Here is a 22686-nt window from a genome sequence, read left to right as displayed (position 1 = left end):
TACCGCCGCCCTGGTGCCTCCGGGCTCCGTCGTCATGTTCCAGGGCGACTCGATCACCCATGGTGGGCGCGGATCTACCGATGACCCGAATCACGTTCTGGGGCATTCGTACCCGTTCCTGATCGCAGCCGAGGCGGGTGCGCGGCATCCCTCGCTTGGGTGGCGGTTCGTCAATCGTGGGGTCAGTGGCGACACCGTGGCCGACCTGTCTGCCCGGTGGCAGGAGGATGCGCTGGAGCACCGGCCCGACGTACTGAGCATTCTCGTGGGCGTCAACGATGTTGCCGATGTCATGGACGGCAAGTCGTTGGACGCGACGGGGGCGGCTTTTCGTTCGGCGTACGAGTTGCTTTTGACGCGGGCCGTTGAGGCGCTGCCTTCGGTGCGGCTGGTTCTTGGCGAGCCGTTCTATCTGCCTTCTGGGGTTCGTGAGGGTTGGGCTGCTCAGGTCGCGGTTCATGCATCGGTGGTGCGCGAGCTCGCTGCCGCCCATGGCGCGACCTTCGTGCCTTATCAGCAGGCTCTGGACGACGCCGTCACCCGGGCACCGGCCGCCCATTGGGTGTGGGACGGCATCCACCCGACGTACGCCGGGCAACGGATCCTTGCCGACACCTGGATCGCTGCGGTCACTTCACGGGCGCAGTGATCTCCGGCAGGACCTCGTCGCGACCGGCTCCCCGATCGGCCAGCATCGAGTCACGCATCCGTCGCTTGACCGGCGGGAGGTGGTTGACGATCCGCATCGCCGTCCGCATGCCCGCTAGCACCAGCCGCCCCACGACGGGCTTATGCATCGGGTCGCCGGCATCCATCTGCTCCCGGGACTTGATGACGGCCTCAAACGCGTAGTCGATCATCTCCACCTCGTACTGCGTAACTGCGGCCAGCAGCTCGGCTCGCCCGTCGCGCACCTCGATCAGCTTGCGGCACAGCAGCAGTGCATCGCGGAGAGCGGTGTTGGCTCCCACTCCGCGGCTGGGCGTCATCGTGTGGATCGCGTCGCCGAGAAGGGTCACGTTGGTTGTTGGCCACGGGTCCAGTGGGACCGAGGTCCAGATGTCGACCGGGAAGCAGGTTCCCGGGTCGGTGAGGTCGAAGAGCTTGCGCAGGTCCGGGTGCCAGTCCGGGGTGAGCCGCAGGACGACGTCGACGAGCTCACGGCCGCGCAGCTCCATCACGTTCGGCGGCAGTTTGTCGGCGGCGGCCGAGAATCCCCAGTTGATGTAGTCGCGGGTGTTGTCGAACTGCAGACCGGGCCAGGTCCGGATCAGCTCCTCGGTGTTGCCGCCGATCCCGTTCTTGACGCGGCCGTCGCGATCCCAGTTGAACTCCATCACGTGCAGGATGCAGAAGTAGCCGTGCGGGGCGTTGATCATCGAGATGCCCTCGAACACCTTCGGCGGCAGCAGCTTCTTGCTCTCCTCGGTGATCGGCAGCTTGCCGGCGATCGCGACGATCCCGGTCTTCTCGGTCTTCGCCTGCGGCAGGTACTGACGCCGGACCCTCGATCCGGACCCGTCGGCAGCGACCAGCAGATCGCCCGTCGCCGACGAGCCGTCAGCGAAGTACGCCGTGACCGTGCCGTCGTCGTGCTGCTCGTAACGGGTGAACTCGCGGCCTAGCTGAACAACGTCCTCCAGGCCGGTCATCAGGACCTGCCGCAGGGTCATCCGGCTGATCGACTTCTCGCTGTTCACCGGATCTGCCGGTGGCGGGACGTCCATCGAGAGGACCTCCTTGAGGTCCTCGGTGAGCATGTTGAAGTACTTCGGATCGCGGGCCCTGGTCGCCACGAACACGTCGTACAGCTCCTTCGGCAGCAGCGACCGCAGCGCCCGGCTGCCGTCCGGGTCGATGCCTACGCGATAGCCGTGCAGCCCGTCGGTCCGCAGCCGGTCGCGTTCGAAGACTGCAACCTCGATGCCGGCCCGCAGCAGTCCGTGGGCCAGCGCCAATCCGCCAGTGCCCGCTCCGATCACCAGCACCTTCATCGGTTCGCCTCCTCTAGGATCGCTGAGCCGTGACGATTTATCTCGGCGAACCGAGTATCTTGGAGATCCGAGATAAAAGCAAGCGTGCTTTTGAGGAGGCGACGGACGAATGAGTCAGCGCGACGAACTGCTGGCCGAGGTCCAGCAGGGGATGGTCCGGATGATCGCCGACGTCGTCCTGTTCAACCACGCGGTCGCCGCCAAGGTCGGTCTCGGGGCCAGCGACTCCCAGTTCATGACGCTGCTGCAGACCTATGGCCCACTCACGCCACGGCAACTGTCGGAGCACACAGGTCTGACCTCCGGCACGGTCACCGGCGTGATCGACCGGCTCGAGTCCATCGGCCTGATCACCCGCCAGCCGGACCCCAACGACCGCCGCAAAGTGCTGGTGACCCCGTCGATCGAGGCGATCCAGGAAAAGCTCGCTCCCCTGTACGCCGAGCAGGGGCGGCGGATGCAGTCCGTCCTTGCGGGCCGGTCGGAGGACGAGCTCAGGGTGATCGCGAGCTTCCTCGCCGATGCGATCGCGGAAAGCCAGCCGATTCAGAGCCTCTGATCATCTCGCGCCGACACAGCAGGCCCCGACAGATCTCTCTGCCGGGGCCTGCGTGATTGCTGCTGCTGGTGTGGGTCAGTCGCGGGTGAGCTTGCGATAGGTGACCCGGTGCGGCCGGGCCGCTTCGGCGCCGAGACGCTCGATCTTGTTGGCCTCGTACGAGGCGAAGTTGCCCTCGAACCAGAACCACTTGGACGGGTCCTCGTCGGTACCCTCCCAGGCGAGGATGTGGGTCGCGACACGGTCGAGGAACCACCGGTCGTGGGAGATCACCACGGCACAGCCGGGGAACTCCAGCAACGCGTCCTCGAGCGACTGCAGCGTCTCGACGTCCAGGTCGTTGGTCGGCTCGTCGAGGAGCAGCAGGTTGCCGCCCATCTTGAGCGTGAGGGCCAGGTTCAGCCGGTTCCGCTCACCGCCGGACAGGACGCCGGTCGGCTTCTGCTGGTCCGGGCCCTTGAACCCGAACGATGCGACGTACGCGCGGCTCGGCATCTCGAAGTTCGCGACCTTGATGTAGTCGAGCTCGTCGGAGACCTGCTGCCAGACCGTCTTCTTCGGGTCCAGGCCGCCGCGCGACTGGTCGACGTACGAGATCCGGACCGTTTCGCCGAGCTTCAGGCTGCCCTGGTCCGGGACCTCCTCGCCGACGATCATCCGGAACAGCGTCGACTTGCCGACACCGTTCGGGCCGACGACACCGACAATGCCGGCCCGGGGCAGCGAGAAGCTCAGCCCGTCGATCAGCTTGCGGTCGCCGAAGCCCTTCTCCAGCTTGCTGACCTCGAGCACGGTGCTGCCCAGACGCGGACCCGGCGGGATGTTGATCTCGTCGATGTCCAGCTTCTTGGACCGCTCGGCCTCGGCCGCGAGCTCCTCGTACCGGGCCAGACGCGACTTGCTCTTGGTCTGCCGGGCCTTCGGGTTCGACCGGACCCACTCGAGCTCGCGCTCCAGGATCTTCTGCCGCTTCGCGTCCTTCTGGCCCTCGACGATCAGCCGCTGCTGCTTGGTCTCCAGGTACTTCGAGTAGTTGCCCTCGTACCCGTAGGTCTTGCCGCGGTCCATTTCCAGGATCCACTCGGCGACGTTGTCCAGGAAGTACCGGTCGTGGGTGATCGCCAGGACGGCGCCCGGGTACTTCTGCAGGTGCTGCTCCAGCCAGAGCACCGACTCGGCGTCCAGGTGGTTGGTGGGCTCGTCGAGCAGCAGCAGGTCGGGCTGCTGCAACAGCAGCTTGCACAGCGCGACCCGGCGCCGCTCACCACCGGACAGCTTGTCCACGATCGCGTCGGCCGGCGGGCAGCGCAGCGCGTCCATCGCCTGCTCGAGCTGAGCGTCGACGTCCCAGGCGTTGCGGTGGTCGAGCTCGGTCTGCAGGTCACCCATCTCGGCGAGCAGCGTGTCGTAGTCCGCGTCCGGATCGGCCAGCTCGGCGGAGATCTCGTTGAAGCGGTCCAGCTTCTGCTTGGTGTCGCCGACCCCTTCCTCGACGTTCTCCAGGACGGTCTTGCCTTCGGTCAACGGCGGTTCCTGCAGCAGGATTCCCACCGTCGCGCCCTCGGCCAGCCGCCCCTCACCGTTGTTGGGGTGGTCCAGCCCCGCCATGATCTTGAACAACGAGGACTTGCCGGTACCGTTCGGCCCGACGACGCCGATCTTCGCGCCGGTCAGAAAGTTCAGGGTGACGTCGTCGAGAACGACCTTGTCACCGTGCGCCTTCCGCACATTGCGCAGCGTGTAGATGAATTCCGCCATACCCCGAGCCTATGCGCTACCCCCCACCGCCACCCAACCGAGCCTTCATCACCGGCGGCTGAGCCAGACAGCGAGCCCAGCACGTCACCCTGGCGACCCGGCCAGCTCGCGCCGTGACTCGTGGCTCGTGCCGTGCCTCGTGGCTCGTGCCGTCGCTCATGGCTCGTGCCGTGACTCGTGTCGTGACTCGTGCCGTGGCTCGAGCGGCTGACCCGCCCCCGGCGATGCTGGCCGACTCCTTCGCGGCTGCCGTTAGGCGGCCTCGTGAGTTTCGGCCGGCTCGGTGGTCGCGGATGTATGAGCGCCTCGGAAGGTGACTGGCTCTTGGTCGACGGGACCATCGTCCTGAGCCGATGAGCCGGGGCTGAGGTCCAGGAAATCCCTGTCGTGGTTTGAAGTTGCGCCGCCGTCCATCGAGGCGCCGTTGGAGGCCGCGAGGCGAGCCGGCGCCTTGGTGAAGGTCGCAGTACCCCGGGAGAGATCGTGACCGACGGCAGCGGCCTCGATGAACAGACGGGATCGCGGATTGCCGGCCTCGTCCTGCCACTCCGTCGTCCGGAAGCGGCCGGTGACCACGATCGGGTGGCCACGCTCCATCGAGTCGCGCACGTTCATCGCGAGGTTGCGCCAGCACTCGACGGTGAACCAGTTCGTCGGACGATCGGTCCAGACCCCGCCGGCTCGATCGAACTGCCGGGGCGTGGTGGCGAGCCGGAACGAGCAGACCGTCACGCCGTCGGAGACCTCCTTGAACCTGATGTCGCTACCGATCCAGCCCTGCACGGCCACCGTGGTTTCGCCGATGCTCATGTCAGCATCCTTTCGTCGCATCGCAAAGTTGTCCTGTCACCAGAGAAGATGCCCGTCTCCTGGGCTTTTCCGGCGAGGACTTCACCGCCTGTGGACAACCCGGCGCCAACCACGAGAAGCACAGAAGGCCTGCCAGGAATCTGGCAGGCCTTCTGTGCGTGGATCGGTCAGCCGCGGGCTACGGCCAGCTTGTCGCGGCAGGTCGTGTAGGCGTCGAGCTCCTCGCGGGCGGGGGCGACGACGTGGCTTTCCGCGACCTTTTCCAGTTCGGCGCGCAGCGACTTGGCCACGAGACGCGCACGGCGGTTGGCGCCGGTCGCGGCAAAGAGGCGACAAGCCACGGAGACCACTAGGCCCAACACAGCACCACCGACCAGCATGATCGTTGCGTACGGGATGCCCTCCCACTTCGCCAACGTCAGGTCCTGGATCTGCAGGAAGCCGGCCACCACAAGCCAGACGGCGCCACCCAGCGCCACCAGGAACAACAGCCACTGGAGGAACCGCGCAACACCCCACCAACCCGGCGTCGTGTTGGCGCCCAGATCAGTACGCGCGATCGCCTGGTCCAGCTCGTCTCCGAGCGACTCTTCACGCCGACGGATCGCAGTACGGACCGAGTCTGCCCAGGGGCGGGACAAGCCGGCTGCTGCCTTGTTGGTGATGTTGCGAACGGCCGTGTCCATCCGCGCCCGCTGCACAGGTGTTGCCACAGGCAACGATGAGCGGGCGATCGACACCTCGGTGGACGCCGACTTCCGCAACGCCTTGCTCTGCTGACGAGGCACCTGATCCAGATGCAGCCGCCGCAGCGGATCCGGCCGGAACCGCGCCAGCCACTTGGTCACCGGCCAGCCCGTCGCAGCAGTCGCACGCTGGAGGTACGACCGCCGAACGGCCTCAACAACCACCGGTACGCCGCTCGCTTCCGCCAGCGCGTCGACAAGTTCCGTGATGTCCGACTTCGCGAGCTGCGGCGTCTTGGCATTGCCACACTGGCTCGCCATCCGGTCGGCGACGCGATCCACATCGGCGGCGAGCCGCTCGCGAGCAGCGCGCTTCGCGTTGACCCGCTTGACCAGCAACGCCCGCAGGTCGTCCAGGCCGGCACCGTCAACGGCAGAGGTCGCGACGATCTGCGGACTCTTCAGGCCGTCCGACTTGAGCAGGCGGGTCAGGTCGGCCAGGCAGCTCTTGCGCTGTTCGTCGGTCAGCTTGTCGGCGTGGTTCAGGGCGAACACCATCACCGACGAGTGCGACGCGAACGGCTTGATGTAGCGGTTGTGCAGCGCCGCGTCGGCATACTTCTGCGGATCGACCACCCACACCAGGACGTCGACCAGCTCGACCAGCCGGTCCACGATCAGCCGGTGCTCCACCTCGGTGGAGTCGTGGTCGGGCAGGTCCAGCAGGACCAGTCCGTCCAGGTCCTCCGACTGCGCCTCCTCCAGCGAGCTGCGGTGCTGCACCTGATGCCGGCGCGGGATGCCGAGCCAGTTCAGGAGCTCACCGGCCGGCTCCTCTCCCCAGACGCAGGCCAGCGGCATCGAGCTCGTCGGCCGTCGCGTACCGATCGCGGCCAGGTCCAGCCCGGTCAGCGAGTTGAACAGCGACGACTTGCCGGAACCGGTCGCACCGGCCAGCGCCACGACTGTCAGATCGCCGGACATCCTGAGCCGTTGAGTGGCCCGGTCGACGATCTGCGAGGCCTCACTCAGGACCACCTGGTCCAGCCGTCCCCGGCCGGCCTCGGCAGCGTCCTCGAGTGCCTCGATCTTGGTCAGGACATCGGTGGAGCCCCTCACCAGGCCCTTGACCGTATCCACAATTCCCGTCACGTGCAGTCCTCCACCGCGCGCGCGGCCTCCGTCAGTTGCCTGGGTGCGTCGGGATCGACCGGATGCTGGTCGAGCACAGCCAGATAGCGGGCGAATTCGGCATCCATCAAGGTATGAACTCTAGCGTCAAGATCGTCCCGGGCCTTGGCCGCCAGGCTGCGAACCGCCTGATCACCGAAGACAGCCTCCAGCAGTTTCTGGGCGACCACAGCAGTTCCGGCGCCGACACCGAACTCCGCACCGGTGATCCCCGCAGTACTGGCGAAGATGACCATCATGAGAGCCAGGCCGAGGCCGTTCACGCCGTACGCCAGGATGCGCGCCGTACTGCGCTTGTCGGCGCCCTCCTGGCGAACCAGTTCAAGCACGTGGCCCTGCCACTCGCGTACTGCGCGAGCTGCCTCAGCAGGGAACTCCTTGGACATCCTGCCCATGTCGCGGTCTCCAGCAGCGAGCAACTGGCGTCCAGGGGCCGTCGACTGCCACGCCTCCTCGGCACGTTCGGCGGCAGCCTCGGCGTGCTCGCGCATCAAGGACTCCAGGCCGGACTCGACCGCGTCCTTGAGGTCCCTGGTCGGCGCCGGCTTGCCGACGACCGCAGTACGGACCTTGTCGCGCAGCCGACCCACGTTGGTCTGCAGCCCCTTGAGCAGCTCGCCGGTCCCGACGAACTCCTGCCAGCGAGCAAGCACCTCGCCGCGCAGCATCGTGCCGTCCTGGATCGCGAGGGCGATGTCCTTCACGGCCCGCTCGTACGCCGTTTCGGCTGTCGACCGCAACTCCACAACGGTGTCGGCCTGCGCCCTGACCGCCTTGGCGAAAGCCGGCGTCTTCTTCGTCATCGCGGTGACCGCGCCCTGCAGGGTCCGCCGTACGACGGCCGAGCGCGCCTCCGAGTCGGCGGCCAGGTCGATCAGCCAGTCCTTGATCGAGGCAACGACTTCGCTGGCGAGCATGCCGTTGCTGTCGACAACTGTTTCCTTGATGGAGAACAGCGGCGAGTCGCCCAGCCCACGTTCGAGCAGCATCTGGGCCAGGTGGCCGGTGATGTCGTCGATGGTGTCGGCAGGCGCCCGGTCGAGTACCACGGCTACCGCCGTACTGCGGTCCGACGCGCTCTGCAGGAACTCCCACGGCACCGCATCGGCGTACCGGGCGGCGGTGGTGACGAACAACCAGAGATCCGCCGCGGCAAGCAGTTGAGTTGCGAGTTCGCGGTTCGCCTCGACGACGGAATCGATGTCGGGGGCATCGAGAATCGCCAGCCCCGGCGGAATGGTGTCGGCGGCAACCAAACGGATCTGTCCGGGATCCTCGGTCCCACCCGGACGGTCACCACTGGACCGCGCCATCCCCGGCAGCACCCGGTCGCCTACGAACCACTCGGCGTCGGCCGGGTGGTGGATCAGGACAGGTGAGCGAGTGGTCGGCCGCAGTACGCCGGGCTCGCTGACGACCTGCCCGATCAGACTGTTGACGAGAGTCGACTTGCCGGCCCCCGTGCTGCCACCGACGACAGCAAGCACCGGCGCCTCGAGCTGCACGAGCCGCGGCAGGATGTAGTCGTCCAGCTGATCCAGCATCGACTTCTGCTGCTGGCGAGCCTCGTCAGCCCCCACCACATCAAGCGGCAACTGACTAGCCGCCAACGCACCGCGCAACTTCATCAACGCGGTAATCAACGCCATAGCGGCTTGCTCAGTAGCCGCATCCTCCACAGACTTCCCAGCCCCAGCCCCAGCCCCTACCGCACCGGACTCATCGCCCGCACCCGAGCCAGCGTCCTCACCGCCCCGGCTACCGCCGACCGCATCGCCACCGCTGACCGCATCGCCGTCACCGTCGACCTCAGCCGCGTCACCCGCCGCGTCATCCCGCCCAGCATCGCCCTCGCCCTCACTACCGCCACTGGCCTCAACCGCAGCCTCACCAGCCCCCGCTGAGCCGTCGCCGTCACCACCCATACCCGCAATCCCAGCAATAGCCGCAGCCGGCACAACAGACGCATCAGCCTCAGCATCCGCATCCTCAGCGTCGTCGCGAGCGGCAGCGGCTGCGTCGCCGGCCTCTACCCCTACAGGCGAGCCCTCCGCACCAGCCTCAGCCTGCGACCCCTCAGCACTCGCAGCTGCCGCAGCGGACGCATCGCCCGCCTCTGCCCCAGCACCCGAGCCCTCCGCACTAGCATCAGCCTGCGAGTCCTCGGCGCCCACAGCACCTTCGTCTACCGCACTCGTGTCAGACGCGTCGTCAGCGTCCGCCCGTGCGTCGGCGTCATCCGCGTCCGGCTCGGTGTCGCCATTGGACTCAGCCGCAGGCTCCTCACCTTCAGATGAGCTGCCATCGTCACCGCCGATCGCCGCGACACCAGCGATCGCCGGAACCGGCACCACAGACGCGTCATCCGCGCCCTGCCCCGCACTCGCATCCTGCGCCTCAGCATCAACTGCGGTGCGCTCGGCGCCAGCGCCCTCGGCGTTCGCGCTGTCGGCGTTCGTGTCCTCGGGGTTGGAGTCCTCGGCGCTCGCCTCGTCCTCGGCGCTAGCGTCGTCCGTGGCGTCCGCAGTAGGCGTGGCTTCGGTGCTGGCGTCGGCCGTGGTGTCCGCAGCGGGCGTCGTCTCGGTGCTGGCGGCGGCTGTGGCGTTCGTGGCAGGCGGGTCGTCGGTGGCCTCGTCCGCGTTTGGGTCTGTGGTTACGTCAGCCGAACTCGTTGGTGTCTCGGCCTCTGCGGGGGCCCCCTCCTCCGTGGCAGGGTCCTGGTCCTTGGCCGCCGCGTTGTTTTTGGGTGCTGTGGGGTCGACAGTCGTCGGGGCTGCGGTTGCCTCGGGATCGTCGTTGTTGTTGGCGGCTTCCTCGGCTGCTACTGCGGCTGCCTCGGCTTCTGCGGCCTGGGTTAGGTCGACGGGGTCGTCGTCGTCCCCTCCTGGCTGCTTGGGCAGGCCGATGATGATCTCGCCGTACTCGAGTGGGAAGCCCTCAGCAGACTCCACCGGCTCGTACACGACTCCGACCTTGGGGCGCGATTCTTCCTCAAGAGCCTCGGCACCAGCGGGCACATCTCCGCCAGCCATCTCTGCAGCGGTCACCATCTCAGCGGACAGTTCACCACCCGCAGCGCCCTCAGCAACCGCAGGAGTCGGCTCCTCGTCGGAGGGCTCTTTCGCAATCGTCTCAGCGGCAGCCTCCGAAGACGCCGCTACCTCAGCCGCGGAGGACTCCTCGCCGGCGGCCTCAGTTGCCGGGGCCTCGTCGTCCGAGGACTCCCCTGCGACTACTGCCTTCTCGTCCGAGGACGAAGCCTCAGCCGCAACCGGCTTCTCTGCTGAGGGGGCACCGGTAGCTACCTGCTCGCCGTCTGTGGCTGCAGTAGTCACCTCAGCAGTCGGCGACTCCACCGCTTCACCTTCAGCGCTCGCATCAGCCGATTCAACTGACGCACTCGGCTGCCCGTCGACCTTCTCCTCCGCGGGCTCGCCAGCCGGCGCCGGGGCAGCGGGCGGGTCGACAGTCGGCGCAGCGGCGGCCGGTTCGGGGGTCGTAGTACTGGGTGCTTTGCGTTTGCGGCGGCGCCAGAAGCCCTTGCCTTTGGCATCGGACTGGGCGATCAGCCGGGCCAGCTCGGAGACAGGCTGATCCTGGGCCGGAACCTTCGGCTCTCCCGAACGCTCCGAACCCTCACCAGCTGGCCTGGTGTCAGCCACGGCTACCGTCCACGAGCACAGAGTGCCCGGTCGGACAGCGCAGAAGCAAAGTCATCTTCATCCCCGTTTGGCGGCGTGGACGGGTGGCAGTCACTGCGGCGGTGGATAGGGACCGTATCCTCCCGGCGTTCCGGGCGGTCCAGGGGGTCCCGGTGGGTAACCGGGCTGGCCCGCGGGGTAGCCGGGTTGCCCGGAGGGATACCCCGGCTGGGCCGGTGGATAACCCCCTTGGCCGGGCGGGTACCCACCCGCCCCCGCGTCTCCCTGGTACCCACCATGAACCGGCTGCCCAGCAGGCTGCCCAGGCTGTCCGTACGGCCGAGGCTGATCCTGCGGCCGACCATCCGGCCCCCCAGGCGGCATCCCCTGCCCAGCCGGCCCCACCTGACCCGGCGGCACCTGACCAGGCGACACCTGACCCGCTGGCCCACCCGGCCCCTGCGGCCCGCCGTACTGCGCTCCCCCGTACTGCGCGCCGCCGTACTCCATCCCGCCGTAGTACTGCGCCCCCTGCGGAGCACCCTGGTACTGCGGAACCGCCTGCGCGAACGCCGGCATCGGCGGGAACGGCACGCTAGGCCGCCGGGCCCGGAGCTCGTCCAGCAGCCGCTTCTCGGTGACAAGCGCTTCCGGGCCGATCACCTGGCGGACGATCTTGTCTCGCAGGTAGGCCAACTCGGTCGCGTTCTGCTGGAACGCCTTGGCCGCCGTCTCCGCCTGGGAGCCGTACCGCTTGGCGTTCTGCCGGAGCGCCTTCCGGCCGCGCAGTGTCGCGATCAACGGCACGTCCTGCGGAACCAGCCAGCCGAACCGCACGTAGTCGTAGAGCCGCGACGCGATCATCTGGCCTTCGCGTGATCGCATCACCAGAGCGAAGACGACCATCGCGATGAAGATCGGCACCATCAGGAAGAGGTAGACGGTGATGAAGCCGCCGCCACCGGCCCAGCTCGCGCCGCCGTTCCACAACCCGTGCGCGAGCACCGCGGCGAGGAAGCCGACGACCGGGGCGAGGAAGCGCACGATCGTACTGCGATGCCGGACCGCGATGCCGATCCCGATCGCGGTGAAGGAAGTGAAGAGTGGATGCGCGAAGGGTGAGATCAGCCCGCGGATCACGAACAGCATGAACGCGCCGCGCAGACCCTCGTCGCTGCCGACCTCCTCGGACAGCTGCCGGAAGATGCGGCCGTAGTACAGGATGTTCTCGGTGAAGGCGAAGCCGACACCGACCATGCCGGCGTACACCAGGCTGTCGATGATGCCGTCGAACTCCTTGCGGCGCAGCAGCGCCAGCATCAGGATGATCGAGCCCTTCGCGAACTCCTCCACCGGCGGCGCGACGAACACCGCGGACCGGGCACCGCCGCTGCCGGTCTCGTGCATCCACTCCGACACCGTCGTGTTGATGAAGATCGCCGCCAGGGTGGCGATGAAGGCGCCCCAGCACAGCGCGACCAGGATGTACTTGGTCGGCTCCGGTTCGTAGCGGTCCAGCCACAGGTACAGGGCGATCACCGGGATCACCGGGATGAACGCGAAGCCCAGGCCCCACATGAACCCGCCCGCGCCGGTCGACTTCGCCACGATCGCGAAGATGCCCAGGCCGGCGATCGCGAAGGCGACCGCCACCACGACCCCGATCAGGATGCCCTGGTTCCGCCGCTGCCCGGGCACCGGATGTGTGCCGAGCACGTTGGGCTGGGGCTGCTGTGCGCCGGGCTCGCCGACGGCCGCCCCCGCCGGTTGTGGCGACTCGGGCGTGCCTCCTGAGGGGTAACTCATGCAGGCAGCCTAGTTGTAGAGCCCTCACCTCGGCAGGACCGCCCACTCAGCGTTACCGGGATGGAACGACAACCCTGTACTTCGCAGTAGCCAGAGCCGCCCGTACGCCGTACGAGCCCCGGCCCGTACGCCGCGCCGGCCGCGCGGGAGGAACCCACGAGCGTGATCGGCCTGCCATCTGAGAGACTCTGATTCTGCCGGGCCCGACCCGGCCGGGCGCCCGTAGCTCAGCTGGATAGAGCGTCGGACTTCTAATCCGTTGGTCGCAGGTTCGAATCCTGCCGGGCGCGCCCCTTCCTCTCCTCGCGCGCCACCAGTCCGGCCGAGGCTGCCACTAAACCCTGGCGGCTGACACTTAGGCGAGACTGGAATAGCTGGCGATCGGCTTCCTCCTCGCCTTACCGTCGAATTCAGCGAAGGTTATTACTGGCCAGCCGTCGCCGATCATTCGAGCAATTCGATGGCCATTGAAAAATATGCCTGAGGAGAATCCGATGAACAAACTCGTCGCTGCAGGGGTCACCACGCTGGCCCTCGGCGGTGCACTGCTGGCGGGCGCCGCTCCCGCCAGCGCGGCGCCGGCCACGACCACCGGCCCGGCTGTTGCTGTCCAGCAGACCGTTGCGAACAGTCCGAGCATCGTCCAGGACTACGAGTACTACACCTGGTACTGGGCCCGCGACACCTGCGAGAGCGAAGGCGCGAAGCTGCAGGTTCGGGGCGTCATCTCGAACTACTACTGCCAGCAGAGCGGCTGGACCACCTGGTACCTGTACGTGCTGTACACGTAATCCGCAGGTGAATTCGTCCGCCGCGGTCAGCGGCGGGCGAATTCCGCGTTGATTCCCCGAAAAAACCTGGTGTCGGTGGCCGGAAGAAACCGGCGGCACAGAAAAAGATCTGGTCACAGCCCTGGCCCTGACAACAGGCCTCGGGTTAACCTGTCCTCATGCAGAAGACAGATGTGAACGCAGATCTCAGCTCAACTGTAGCACTTCAAGAGACAGAGCGCAAGTCCGCGAAAGCGGCCGGCGTCTGGAACCTGGCCGGGCAGGACATTCACCGGATCGGGTTCGGCGCCAAACGCCTCGGCGGCGGTTCGGCCACCAGCGCCGGGCAGGTGACCGGCCTGCTGCGCCGGGTCATCGAGTTCGGGATCAACCACATCGACACCGCCGCCTTCTACCCCTCGGTCGGCCGGGCCGGGGAGCGGCACGGATTCGACAGTCTCGACTGGGCCAACGAGGCCATCCGGCAGGCACTGGCCCCCTACCCCGACGATCTCGTCATCGCGACCAAGGTCGGGCCGACGGAGCACGGCCTCGCCCGGCCGGACCAGCTGCGCGGTCTGGTCGAGGGCAACCTGCGCCAACTGGGCCTGGAGACGCTGGACCTGGTGTACCTGCGTCAGTCCGGGCTCGACTCGGTCGCCGAGCACTTCGGCGTACTGGCCGAGCTGCGTCAGGCCGGCCTGATCCGGCATCTGGGGTTGTCCAACGTGCGGGTCGAGCATCTCGCGCAGGCGCAGGAGTTGGCGCCCGTGGTCGCGGTACAGAACCGGTACGGCGTTGGCTTCGGCCGGGTCAACGACTCCATGCTGGAGATCTGCGCGGCCCAGGGCATCGCCTTCGTACCGTTCTTTGCGGTTACCGCCAGCGGCCGCGAAGCCGGCGGGGTTGCCGAGTCCGACCCGGTCGCCGCGATCGCCCGCGAACACGGCGCGACCACCGCCCAGATCCGGATCGCCTGGACACTCGCCAAGGGTCCCCACGTCCTGGCAATCCCCGGCACCGGCAACCCTGCTCACCTCGCCGAGAACGTCGCGGCCGCCTCGATCCACCTCACCCCCGACCAACTGACCACCCTCGACGCCATCCCCTCCGACTGACTCATAAGAGGTCCCAGGCAGTCAGACTGGGCTAGTGGACGCTCCGACAGTGACGGTCATCTCGGACTACCTGGCGCGGCGGGATGTCAGCATCCCCGTCGACGCCGGGCTGCTCGTCTTGATGGGCAGCGCCGTCCTGGAGTCCCTCGAGGTGGCTGCCGAGACCTGGCGAGCCGGCTTGGTGCCGCGGATCCTGATCAGCGGCGGGATCGGCCACTCCACGCGGCACCTGCTGGCGAAGGTCGGCGAGCGCAACCCTCGACCGGAGGCGCACATCTTCCGCGACCTGCTGATCCGCCAGTACGGCGTACCGGCTGCGGTGATCGAGGTCGAGGATCAGTCGACCAACTGTGGGGAGAACGCTGAGTTCACTCGTGCGCTCGTCGATCGGGGGCAGCGGATCCTGCTTGTGCAGGACCCGACGATGCAGCGGCGGACCCACGCATCGTTCGAGCGGTCGTTCCGGGATCTCCCCGGCACCGAGCTGATCAGCTTCGCGCCCGTGATTCCCTGGATCGGCCCGTACGGCGTCGCGGCGGCGGCCGGCGGGCCGGCGATCTGGGAGCGCGAACGGTTCGTGTCGCTGGTGCTCGGGGAGGTCCGGCGGCTGCGGGACGACGAGAACGGGTACGGTCCACGCGGCCGGAACTTCATCGACCGGGTGGACCTGCCGCCCGCCGTACTCGATGCCTACAGCAACCTCACCAGGAAGCATCCGGAGCTGATCCGTCCGGCTGGACACTGAGGCTTGAAGGCTCCAGAAGGGGTCAGCCCCAGAAGGCGTCTTCGGCGGGCTGGTCGGAGCTGAACAGCCAGGCTTCGACGATCTTGCCGTCGGCAACCTTCAGCAGGTCGACGCCGTCCTGGCCGAGGTCGGCGCCGGAACGCTTCGCGCTGAAGTGGATCGGCGCCGCCACCAGGTCGCCGTTCAGCATCGGCGGTCCGGTCAGTGCCAGTTCGAAGGTGCCTTCGCTGACCTCCATCATGCCGCCGATCATCGCGTTCACCGCGCCGGCGCCGCGCTGCGTGCCGGAGAACCGGTTGCCGCCGGGCTGGTGCCAGACGATGTCCTCGGCCCACAACGTCGCCACCGTCGCGAAATCCTTCGCCGCCAACGCCGCGAAGTACTGCTGAACCACTGCCACCGGGTCGCTCATCATGCCTCCAGATTTGGTTGTTTGCCCTGCTGGAGGCCAATACTTACTATTGGTGACTGTTAACTTCAACGTAACTAATGGGCGGGCCGCGATGTCGCAACCGAAAACCTACTCTCCCCCGTCGGGCCGGAGCTGGAACGTGCTGTCCAGCCAGTGCCCGTCCCGCACGTCGCTGGCCCGGATCGCGAACAAGTGGACCGCGATGATCGTCGCCGTGCTCGAGAGCGGCCCGATGCGCTTCGGCGACATCCGGACCGCCCTCGAAGGCATCAGCGGCAAGGTCCTGACCGACACGCTCCGCGACCTGGAACGCGACGGCATGGTCACCAGACGCACGTACGCCGAGGTCCCCCCGCGCGTCGAATACGAACTGACTCCCCTCGGCCACACCCTCGAGGGCCCCCTCACCGCCCTCTGCCGCTGGGCCGAAGACCACATCCCCGAAGTCCTAGCCGCCCGAGACGCCTACGACGACCGCTGACCGCCACCACCTCCTGCCACGGCGGCGGCAGGCTCTGTATGTGACCTGGATCACGTCTGACATCTTCCCGCCGCAAAGACAGCCGCGTAGGGTTGGATTATGTATACAGACGAACGGTATTCCGTCGGCAGTTCGTGGAAGCGGGGCTGATCGCCATGCTGCTGCGTCAGCTCGAGTACCTCGTCTCGCTTGCCCGGGAGCGGCATTTCGCCCGCGCCGCCGACGCTTGCTACGTCTCCCAGCCGTCGCTGTCCGCCGCGATCCGCAAGCTGGAGCAGGAGCTGGATGTCCCGATCGTCCGGCGCGGCCGCCGGTTCGAGGGCCTCACCCCCGAAGGCGAACGCGTGCTGCTCTGGGCTCAACGCATCCTCGCCGAACAAGACGCCCTGCGGCACGAGCTCTCCGTCATGCGCGGCGGCCTCACCGGCACGCTGCGGCTCGGCGCCATCCCCACCGCCATGCCGGTCGTCTCGCTGCTGACCACCCCGTTCTGCGCTCGGCACGCCCAGGCCCGGGTGACCATCGAGTCGCTCTCGTCGCGCGACATCACCCAGAAGCTCGCCGAGTTCGAGCTCGACGTCGCGATGACCTATCTCGACGACGACACCCTCGGCCAGGTCCGCAAGACTCCCCTGTACGAGGAGCGCTATCTCCTGCTGACCCCTGAGGACGGCGACCTCGCGGAGTTGCCGGTCGCCACCTGGGCGCAGGTTTCCGAGCAACCGCTCTGTTTGCTGTCACCCCAGATGCGGAACCGCCGGATCATGAACGGCTACTTCACCGACGACGGCGTGACCGCCACCCCGGCCATCGAGAGCGACACCGTCTCGGGTCTCTACAGCCATCTGCGCGGCAACCACTGGTCGACGGTCATCTCCCACGCGTGGCTGCACATGTTCGGCGTACCGGCGGGGATGAAGGTCGTGCCGCTGAAGAGCCCTGCCCACGGTCCACGTGTCGGCCTGGTGATCGCCGCACGCAGTCCCGAGCCCGTCCTCGCCCGTGCCCTGCTCGACGTCGCCCGGCAGGCCGGCGTACACACCGCGCTGGACGAACTGCTCGACGTGCACCTGATGGGTTCCCAGCTCGCTCGCTAGACAGGCTCTGCCTGGGTACAGGCTTGTAACCGGGATCACGTCTCACGTAATCCGGATCACGTGAGACGTGGGCATAACCGGTGAGTTTGCCTGGTTGAATGTATACAGAAGGCAGAATTCCAACCCAGATGAGAGGGCATGATGATCTTCACCCGTAGGTTCGGCGCGCTGGCGGCCCGGCCGCAGTTCCCGGACGCACCGGAGCTGCAGCAGGAGCTGGACAGCGACGTCGAACTCCAGCAGCACGAGGACCCGAACACCGATGGCGACCGACGGTCCGAACGCGTGACCACTGCCGCCTGATCAACAAGCCCGATCGGTGCTCCGGACACCCGCGAGGCCTGCGCGGCGGCGGACTCCCCGCGGGGCAGAATGCAGGGATCCGGAGCACCGGGAGCAGGACGATCCACCACGGCACTTGGTAGACTGTCTACCAAGTGCCACCTTGTTCTCCATCACCAGCGGGGAAGGACCTCATGACCACACTCAGCGCGGGCCCGGATGCCACCTCCGACTCCCCCGGCGTGCGGCACGTCAAGCGACCGACGCCGCTGCGTGAGTCGGTCTACGAGGCGCTGACCGAGATGATCATCGACGGCACCCTTGAGCGTGGCCGGCACCTGGTCGAGGTGGAGCTGGCCGGCATGCTCGGCGTCTCCCGTCAGCCGGTGCGCGAGGCTCTCCAGCGGCTCAACAACGAGGGCTGGGTCGACCTCCGACCGGGCTTCGGCGCGATGGTGCACGTACCCGCCGAGGACGAGGTGGACCAACTGCTCGCGGCCCGCGCGGCGCTCGAGTCGGAGTCGGCGCGACTGGCGGCCCGCAACCCGAGCAAGGACGCGGTGGCCAAGCTCAAGGAGCTCTGCAAGGTCGGCGCCGGCCTGCAGGAGTCCGGCGACATCGACGGCGCCGTCCGGACGAACGCCGAGCTGCACGGCCTGATCACCGAGATGTCGGGCAACCGCTTCCTGGTCGACTTCGCCGGCCAGGTCGACCGTCGCGTCCGCTGGTACTACACGCCCGTCGCACCGGTTCGCGGTGCTGCCTCCTGGCGCGAGCACACCCGGCTGGTGAAGGCGATCAGCGACGGCGACGAGGACAAGGCCGCGCAGATCATGCGCGAGCACACCGAGCACACCCGCAAGGCCTACCACGACCTCCAGTCCGGCGCCGAGCCCGCGGAGACGCCGGCCCCGGAGAAGAAGCCCGCCACCCGCCGGCGCCGCAGTACCGACTGAATCAAATGACGAACCCGCAAGCTCAGAGCTTGCGGGTTCGTCGGTCAGGCAGCGTTGCGTTGAGGCTTGCGCTTGGTGGCTGCTTTGCGTTCGGCCAGTGAGGTCGCGAGTTCGACGTACTGCTCGACGACCCGGCGGGCGTAGCGGTTGTGGTCGAGGATCCGAGGCCACCAGTGCCGGCCGAGCTGCTCGTGCATCCACAGGAAGCCGATCGCGAATCCCATGCTGAGCAAGGCCCGGAAGGCGAGGAACTTCAGCGGTTCCGCCGGCAGGCCCGGCGTACCGGCGACTGTCCACTCGGTGACCACCGCGTGCGCCATCAGGGCCAGCGGGAAGCCGATCACCCAGTAGACCGCCGCCGGTGCGAACACCCCGGCCGGAAGCTTGCCGAGAGCAAGCAGTACGGCGTACCCGGCGCCGAACACCATCAGCGGTACGGCGAGCCCGAGTCCGGTGACCAGGGCCCAGCCGATGGGCTGACCGACGAACGCGGCCAACCCACCGGCGACGAAACCGGCTGCTACTCCGACGGTGGCAGCGGGGACGGAGAACTCCGCCAGCTGCCTGACCAACACCCTGTCCATGTCAGCCCACGACCACGCCGAAGCGCACCAGGCTGTAGAACAGCATGCCGAGGTAGAACACCGCGCCGAAGCCGATGATCACGTTGCGGACCGGTCCCGGCCGGATCGGTTTGGGCAGCAGCTTGTTGTTCACCAGGAGCAACACGATGCAGTAGGCACCCATCGCGAACGTGGACAGGAAGGCGAGGATGTCCAGGATCCCGGCCGGACCGTCGGCCGGCCCGAACAGCAGGATCAGGATGCCGAAGGTGATCACGCCCCAGAGGAACCCGGCGTACAGGCGGGACATCGAGAAGCGCTTGGCGCCCGGGATGAAGTAGTACGTCATGTCCGCCTGGCCGCGGGAGAACGAGTCGAACAGGCCCAGCGTGGCGTTCAGGCCGATCAGCGCGATGAAGGCGAAGAACAACGTGCCCAGGATCGGGCTGCCGGCCGAGGCGAAGGCATCCGACATCGCCTTCAGCGCGGCCTCCCGGTCACCGCCCTCGATCAGGTTCGCCACGTCCGGATTCTCCCGGGCCGCCGACATGGCCAGCACGGTGAAGGAGATCGTGACCAGCATCGTGATGCCCCAGAAGAGCAGCAGCGCGTCGAAGGTGACCCACTTGCGCCAGCCCTTCCACTTCTTCATCTCCTCGGGGTTCTCGGTGTCGAACATGTAACCCCGCGACGGCATCGACTCCGCCTCGGCCGACGACCGCAGGCCGCGGATCTTCGGGATGTGCGCACCCATGCCGGCCCCGCTGTCGCGCAACTGCAGGGTGTACCACATCTGCTGCATACCGGACGGGCCCGCGAAGGCGATCGAGCCGACCAGGATCGGGAACCAGACGTCCGACAACGCCTTGTCCGGCAAGAACCCGAACGCGAACATGCCGGAGACGGTCTGGGCCAGGTCGTCCCAGCTGCCGACGATCGCCGCGATGATCGACGTACCGACCACCAGGAAGCCGATCAGGAAGCCGAGCAGCTTCTCCAGGAAGTTGTAGATCACCGACAGCAGGCTGAACAGCACGCCGACGAAGACCAGGGCGACGCAGGCCGAGACCTGCCAGGGAATGCCGGATATCTCCTCGAACGCGGCCGCGCCGGCCGACAGGTGTCCCGGCCAGATGTAGATCAGGATGGCGGCGACGTAGAAGAACCACATCAACGGTTTGAACACCCGGGCCGCGCCGAAGAAGATGCTCTCCCCGGTCGCCATCGCGTACCGGGCCATCTCCAGCAGCACGAACGCCTGCAGGGTGACGCCGACCATGAACAACCAGCGGATATCCGGACCGAACACCAGGACGAGCCGGGGCCACATGTAGGACTCACCCATGCCGACGCCCAGCGCGACCAGGAAGACGGTCGGACCGAGGATGTGCAGGGAGGGCGGAGCCGGCGGCAGCGGCCGGATCGGCATCGGTTCGAGCCGGCCGGCCTTCCAGACCCGCTCGGTGGCAGCCGCTGCCGCGGGCTCTTCGGGTACTTCTGAGGTCTTGCTTGTGACGTCCAAGGCGGACTCCTTAGATCGACGCCAGCTGACGAGACTTATCGCTTCCCCGTGCACTCCCCCCGGACCAAACGCATCACCGCCTCCTAGGTGTTACAGAGCCTGCAGCTGAAAGGGATACGACTACGAACCGAGCGGACCCGCGTTCCGGGCCCAGCGGTACTTGGCGCCGAGCACCTGGACCGGTGTCTCGGTGGTGTACGGGTACGCGACGATGCCGTGCTCGAACAGGTACTGGCTGGCCTCTTCCACCTCGACGTCACCGGACAGCGAGGCGACCACGGGCTTGTCGATGCCCTTGGCCCGGTACTCCTCGACCACCTCGGCGACGAGCTTCGCGAACACCATCGGTGGCGTCACGATCGTGTGCCAGTAGCCCAGGATCAGGGCGTGGATCCGGTCGTCCTCGAGGCCGAGGGCGACCGTGTTCCGGTACGTCGACGGCGGCTCGCCGCCGGTGATGTCGACCGGGTTGCCGGCCGCCCCGAACGGCGGGATGAACTTCTTGAACGCGGCGTCCAGGTCCGGCGGGATCGTCATCAGTTGCAGCCCGTTGTCGACACAGGCGTCCGACAGCAGGACACCCGAGCCACCGGCGCCGGTGATGATGACGACGTTCTCGCCCTTCGGCGTCGGCAGCAGCGGGATGCCCCGGGCGTACTGGAGCATCTCGTTCAGCCCCGGCGCCCGGACCACGCCGCTCTGCCGGAGGATGTCGTCGTAGACCTTGTCGTTCCCGGCCAGCGCACCGGTGTGCGAGCTCGCCGCCCGGGCACCCATAGCGGTGCGGCCGGCCTTGAGCACGACGACCGGCTTCTTCTTGGACACCCGGGCAGCCGTCTCGGCGAAGGCCCGGCCGTCCTTGAGATCTTCCAGGTGCATGGCGATCAGGTTGGTGTTGTCGTCGGTCTCGAAGAACGTGAGGAGGTCATCCTCGTCGATATCGGCCTTGTTGCCTACCCCAACGATCGCGGACACGCCCATCCGGCTGGACCGGCTGAAGCCCAGGATGGCCATCCCGATGCCGCCGCTCTGTGACGACAGCGCGACACTGCCCTTGACGTCGTACGGCGTACAGAACGTCGCGCAGAGGCTCTCCGGGAGGTAGTAGTAGCCGTAGATGTTGGGGCCGAGGATCCGTACGCCGTGCTTGCGGGCGATCGCGACGACCTCGTCCTGCAACTCCTGCTCACCGGTCTCGGCGAACCCGGACGGGATCAGGATCGCCCCGGCCACACCCTTCTGCCCACACTGCTCGAGCGCCCCACCGACGAACTTGGCCGGTACGGCGAACACCGCGACGTCGACCTCACCCGGTACGTCGGTGATCGACGGGAACGCCTTCAACCCGAGCACCTCACCGCCCTTGGGGTTGATCGGGTAGATGTCGCCCTGGTAGCCGCCGTTGACCAGGTTCTTCATCACCGAGTTGCCGATCTTGCCGTCCTCGTTCGAGGCGCCGATCACAGCCACCGCCCGCGGCTTCATGATCCGGGTCATCGCGGTCAGGATCTCGTCCTGGCTGTAGCGCTCCACCGGCTTGCCGGCCTCGGCGTCCACGATGATCCGGAAGTCCACCGCGGTGGCACCGTCCGGCCCGGCCAGCACCGGGTTGAGGTCGACCTCGGCGAACTGCGGGAAGTCCTCGACCAGGTCGGACAGCTTGGTGATGATCGCGGCGATGGCATCCTTGTCGACCGGCTTGGCGCCGCGGACGCCGTTCAGCATCTCGTGCGCGCCGATCCCGTCGACCATCGAGCGGGCCTCCGCCGGGGTGGTCGGCGCGAGCCGGAAGGTGACGTCCTTGAGCACCTCGACCAGGACGCCCCCCAGACCGAAGGCGACGATCTTGCCGAACGTCTCGTCGGTGACGGCACCGACGATGACCTCCTGCACGTCACCGCCGGTGACCAGCATCTTCTGCACCTGGACGCCGGTGATCGCCGCATCGGAGTCATAGGCCTGAGCGTTCGCGACGATCCGCTCGTACGCCGAGACCGCGGCCTCGGCGCTGTCGACCCCGACCACCACGCCACCCGCCTCGGTCTTGTGCAGGATGTCCGGCGAGACGATCTTCAGCACGACCGGGAAGCCGATCTCACCCGCAAGGGCGGCGGCCTGTTCGGCAGACGTGGCCAGCCCTTCCCCCGGGGTCGGGATGCCGTACGCGTCCGCGACCAGTTTGGCCTCGGGTGCGCTCAGCGAGGTGCGGCCTTCCGCCAGCGCCTGATCGAGGACGGTCTGGACAGCTGCCTTGTCATATGTCATGCCTGAAGCTCCTCAGAAGCGGGGTGGGTG

General features: G+C 67.4%; 19 protein-coding genes and 1 tRNA gene. 10 read left to right on the top strand and 10 right to left on the bottom strand.

Annotated features, from left to right (window positions below):
* The first annotated feature begins 13 nt into the window (after positions 1 to 13).
* Positions 14 to 649, top strand: coding sequence for an SGNH/GDSL hydrolase family protein (locus tag AB0F51_RS19435; RefSeq protein ID WP_360281699.1), 636 nt, complete (start codon positions 14 to 16; stop codon positions 647 to 649).
* On the opposite strand, the gene AB0F51_RS19430 is transcribed toward AB0F51_RS19435, so the two are convergent.
* Entirely contained in the window at positions 630 to 1994 is a 1365-nt protein-coding gene (locus AB0F51_RS19430; RefSeq protein WP_360281697.1) for an NAD(P)/FAD-dependent oxidoreductase, read from the bottom strand. The genes AB0F51_RS19435 and AB0F51_RS19430 overlap by 20 nt on opposite strands.
* A gap of 109 nt (positions 1995 to 2103) precedes the next feature.
* On the opposite strand from AB0F51_RS19430, the gene AB0F51_RS19425 reads away from it, so the two are divergent.
* Positions 2104 to 2553, top strand: a complete 450-nt coding sequence (locus AB0F51_RS19425) for a MarR family transcriptional regulator (protein WP_360281695.1) — start codon at positions 2104 to 2106, stop codon at positions 2551 to 2553.
* 75 nt (positions 2554 to 2628) lie between these two features.
* Here the strand turns inward: AB0F51_RS19425 and ettA are convergent, their stop codons facing one another.
* The 5 genes from ettA to AB0F51_RS19400 all read right to left on the bottom strand — a co-directional run bounded on the left by ettA (position 2629) and on the right by AB0F51_RS19400 (position 12445).
* On the bottom strand, positions 2629 to 4311 hold the full coding sequence (ettA, locus tag AB0F51_RS19420) for an energy-dependent translational throttle protein EttA (protein WP_360281693.1): 1683 nt from the start codon (positions 4309 to 4311) through the stop codon (positions 2629 to 2631).
* 252 nt (positions 4312 to 4563) lie between these two features.
* Complete coding sequence (gene ssb, locus AB0F51_RS19415; protein ID WP_360281691.1) at positions 4564 to 5121, bottom strand: single-stranded DNA-binding protein; 558 nt, start codon at positions 5119 to 5121, stop codon at positions 4564 to 4566.
* Between the two features lie 167 nt (positions 5122 to 5288).
* Positions 5289 to 6959 carry a GTPase gene (locus AB0F51_RS19410; protein ID WP_360281689.1) on the bottom strand — a complete coding sequence of 557 codons (1671 nt, stop codon included), beginning with the start codon at positions 6957 to 6959 and terminating at the stop codon, positions 5289 to 5291.
* On the bottom strand, positions 6956 to 10660 hold the full coding sequence (locus AB0F51_RS19405) for an AAA family ATPase (protein WP_360281687.1): 3705 nt from the start codon (positions 10658 to 10660) through the stop codon (positions 6956 to 6958). The genes AB0F51_RS19410 and AB0F51_RS19405 overlap by 4 nt, the downstream gene beginning before the upstream one ends.
* Positions 10661 to 10750: 90 nt before the next feature.
* Entirely contained in the window at positions 10751 to 12445 is a 1695-nt protein-coding gene (locus AB0F51_RS19400) for a PrsW family intramembrane metalloprotease (protein ID WP_360281685.1), read from the bottom strand.
* Between the two features lie 216 nt (positions 12446 to 12661).
* On the opposite strand from AB0F51_RS19400, the gene AB0F51_RS19395 reads away from it, so the two are divergent.
* The 4 genes from AB0F51_RS19395 (at position 12662) to AB0F51_RS19380 (ending at position 15078) form a co-directional block, all read left to right on the top strand.
* Positions 12662 to 12735, top strand: a tRNA-Arg gene (locus AB0F51_RS19395).
* A gap of 204 nt (positions 12736 to 12939) precedes the next feature.
* Complete coding sequence (locus AB0F51_RS19390; protein ID WP_360281683.1) at positions 12940 to 13236, top strand: hypothetical protein; 297 nt, start codon at positions 12940 to 12942, stop codon at positions 13234 to 13236.
* A 158-nt stretch (positions 13237 to 13394) separates the two neighbouring features.
* Positions 13395 to 14333 carry an aldo/keto reductase gene (locus AB0F51_RS19385; protein WP_360281681.1) on the top strand — a complete coding sequence of 313 codons (939 nt, stop codon included), beginning with the start codon at positions 13395 to 13397 and terminating at the stop codon, positions 14331 to 14333.
* A 34-nt stretch (positions 14334 to 14367) separates the two neighbouring features.
* The gene (locus tag AB0F51_RS19380; RefSeq protein WP_360281679.1) at positions 14368 to 15078 is read left to right on the top strand and encodes a YdcF family protein; all 711 of its coding nucleotides are present in this window, start codon (positions 14368 to 14370) and stop codon (positions 15076 to 15078) included.
* A 22-nt stretch (positions 15079 to 15100) separates the two neighbouring features.
* Here AB0F51_RS19380 and AB0F51_RS19375 read toward each other — a convergent pair whose 3' ends face one another.
* Positions 15101 to 15490: a nuclear transport factor 2 family protein gene (locus AB0F51_RS19375; RefSeq protein WP_360281677.1), complete on the bottom strand. Its 390-nt coding sequence runs from the start codon at positions 15488 to 15490 to the stop codon at positions 15101 to 15103.
* Positions 15491 to 15581: 91 nt separating this feature from the next.
* Between AB0F51_RS19375 and AB0F51_RS19370 the strand changes: the two genes are divergently transcribed.
* The 4 genes from AB0F51_RS19370 (at position 15582) to AB0F51_RS19355 (ending at position 18306) form a co-directional block, all read left to right on the top strand.
* Positions 15582 to 15971: a helix-turn-helix domain-containing protein gene (locus tag AB0F51_RS19370; protein WP_360281675.1), complete on the top strand. Its 390-nt coding sequence runs from the start codon at positions 15582 to 15584 to the stop codon at positions 15969 to 15971.
* Positions 15972 to 16105: 134 nt separating this feature from the next.
* On the top strand, positions 16106 to 17068 hold the full coding sequence (locus tag AB0F51_RS19365; RefSeq protein ID WP_360281673.1) for a LysR family transcriptional regulator: 963 nt from the start codon (positions 16106 to 16108) through the stop codon (positions 17066 to 17068).
* Between the two features lie 138 nt (positions 17069 to 17206).
* A complete protein-coding gene (locus AB0F51_RS19360; protein ID WP_360281671.1) occupies positions 17207 to 17371 on the top strand; it encodes a hypothetical protein in 165 nt (54 codons plus the stop codon).
* A 173-nt stretch (positions 17372 to 17544) separates the two neighbouring features.
* Complete coding sequence (locus tag AB0F51_RS19355; RefSeq protein WP_360281669.1) at positions 17545 to 18306, top strand: GntR family transcriptional regulator; 762 nt, start codon at positions 17545 to 17547, stop codon at positions 18304 to 18306.
* A gap of 44 nt (positions 18307 to 18350) precedes the next feature.
* On the opposite strand, the gene AB0F51_RS19350 is transcribed toward AB0F51_RS19355, so the two are convergent.
* From AB0F51_RS19350 to AB0F51_RS19340, 3 genes are all read right to left on the bottom strand, one after another.
* The gene (locus AB0F51_RS19350; RefSeq protein WP_360281667.1) at positions 18351 to 18890 is read right to left on the bottom strand and encodes a hypothetical protein; all 540 of its coding nucleotides are present in this window, start codon (positions 18888 to 18890) and stop codon (positions 18351 to 18353) included.
* A 1-nt stretch (position 18891) separates the two neighbouring features.
* The gene (locus AB0F51_RS19345; RefSeq protein ID WP_360281665.1) at positions 18892 to 20391 is read right to left on the bottom strand and encodes an Nramp family divalent metal transporter; all 1500 of its coding nucleotides are present in this window, start codon (positions 20389 to 20391) and stop codon (positions 18892 to 18894) included.
* A gap of 120 nt (positions 20392 to 20511) precedes the next feature.
* Positions 20512 to 22656, bottom strand: a complete 2145-nt coding sequence (locus AB0F51_RS19340; protein WP_360281663.1) for an acetate--CoA ligase family protein — start codon at positions 22654 to 22656, stop codon at positions 20512 to 20514.
* Positions 22657 to 22686: the final 30 nt, after the last annotated feature.

It is taken from the genome of Kribbella sp. NPDC023855 (assembly GCF_040639475.1).
Taxonomy (GTDB): domain Bacteria; phylum Actinomycetota; class Actinomycetes; order Propionibacteriales; family Kribbellaceae; genus Kribbella.
Note: the sequence above shows the minus strand (reverse complement) of the source record. Positions and strands in the feature narration are given on the sequence as shown.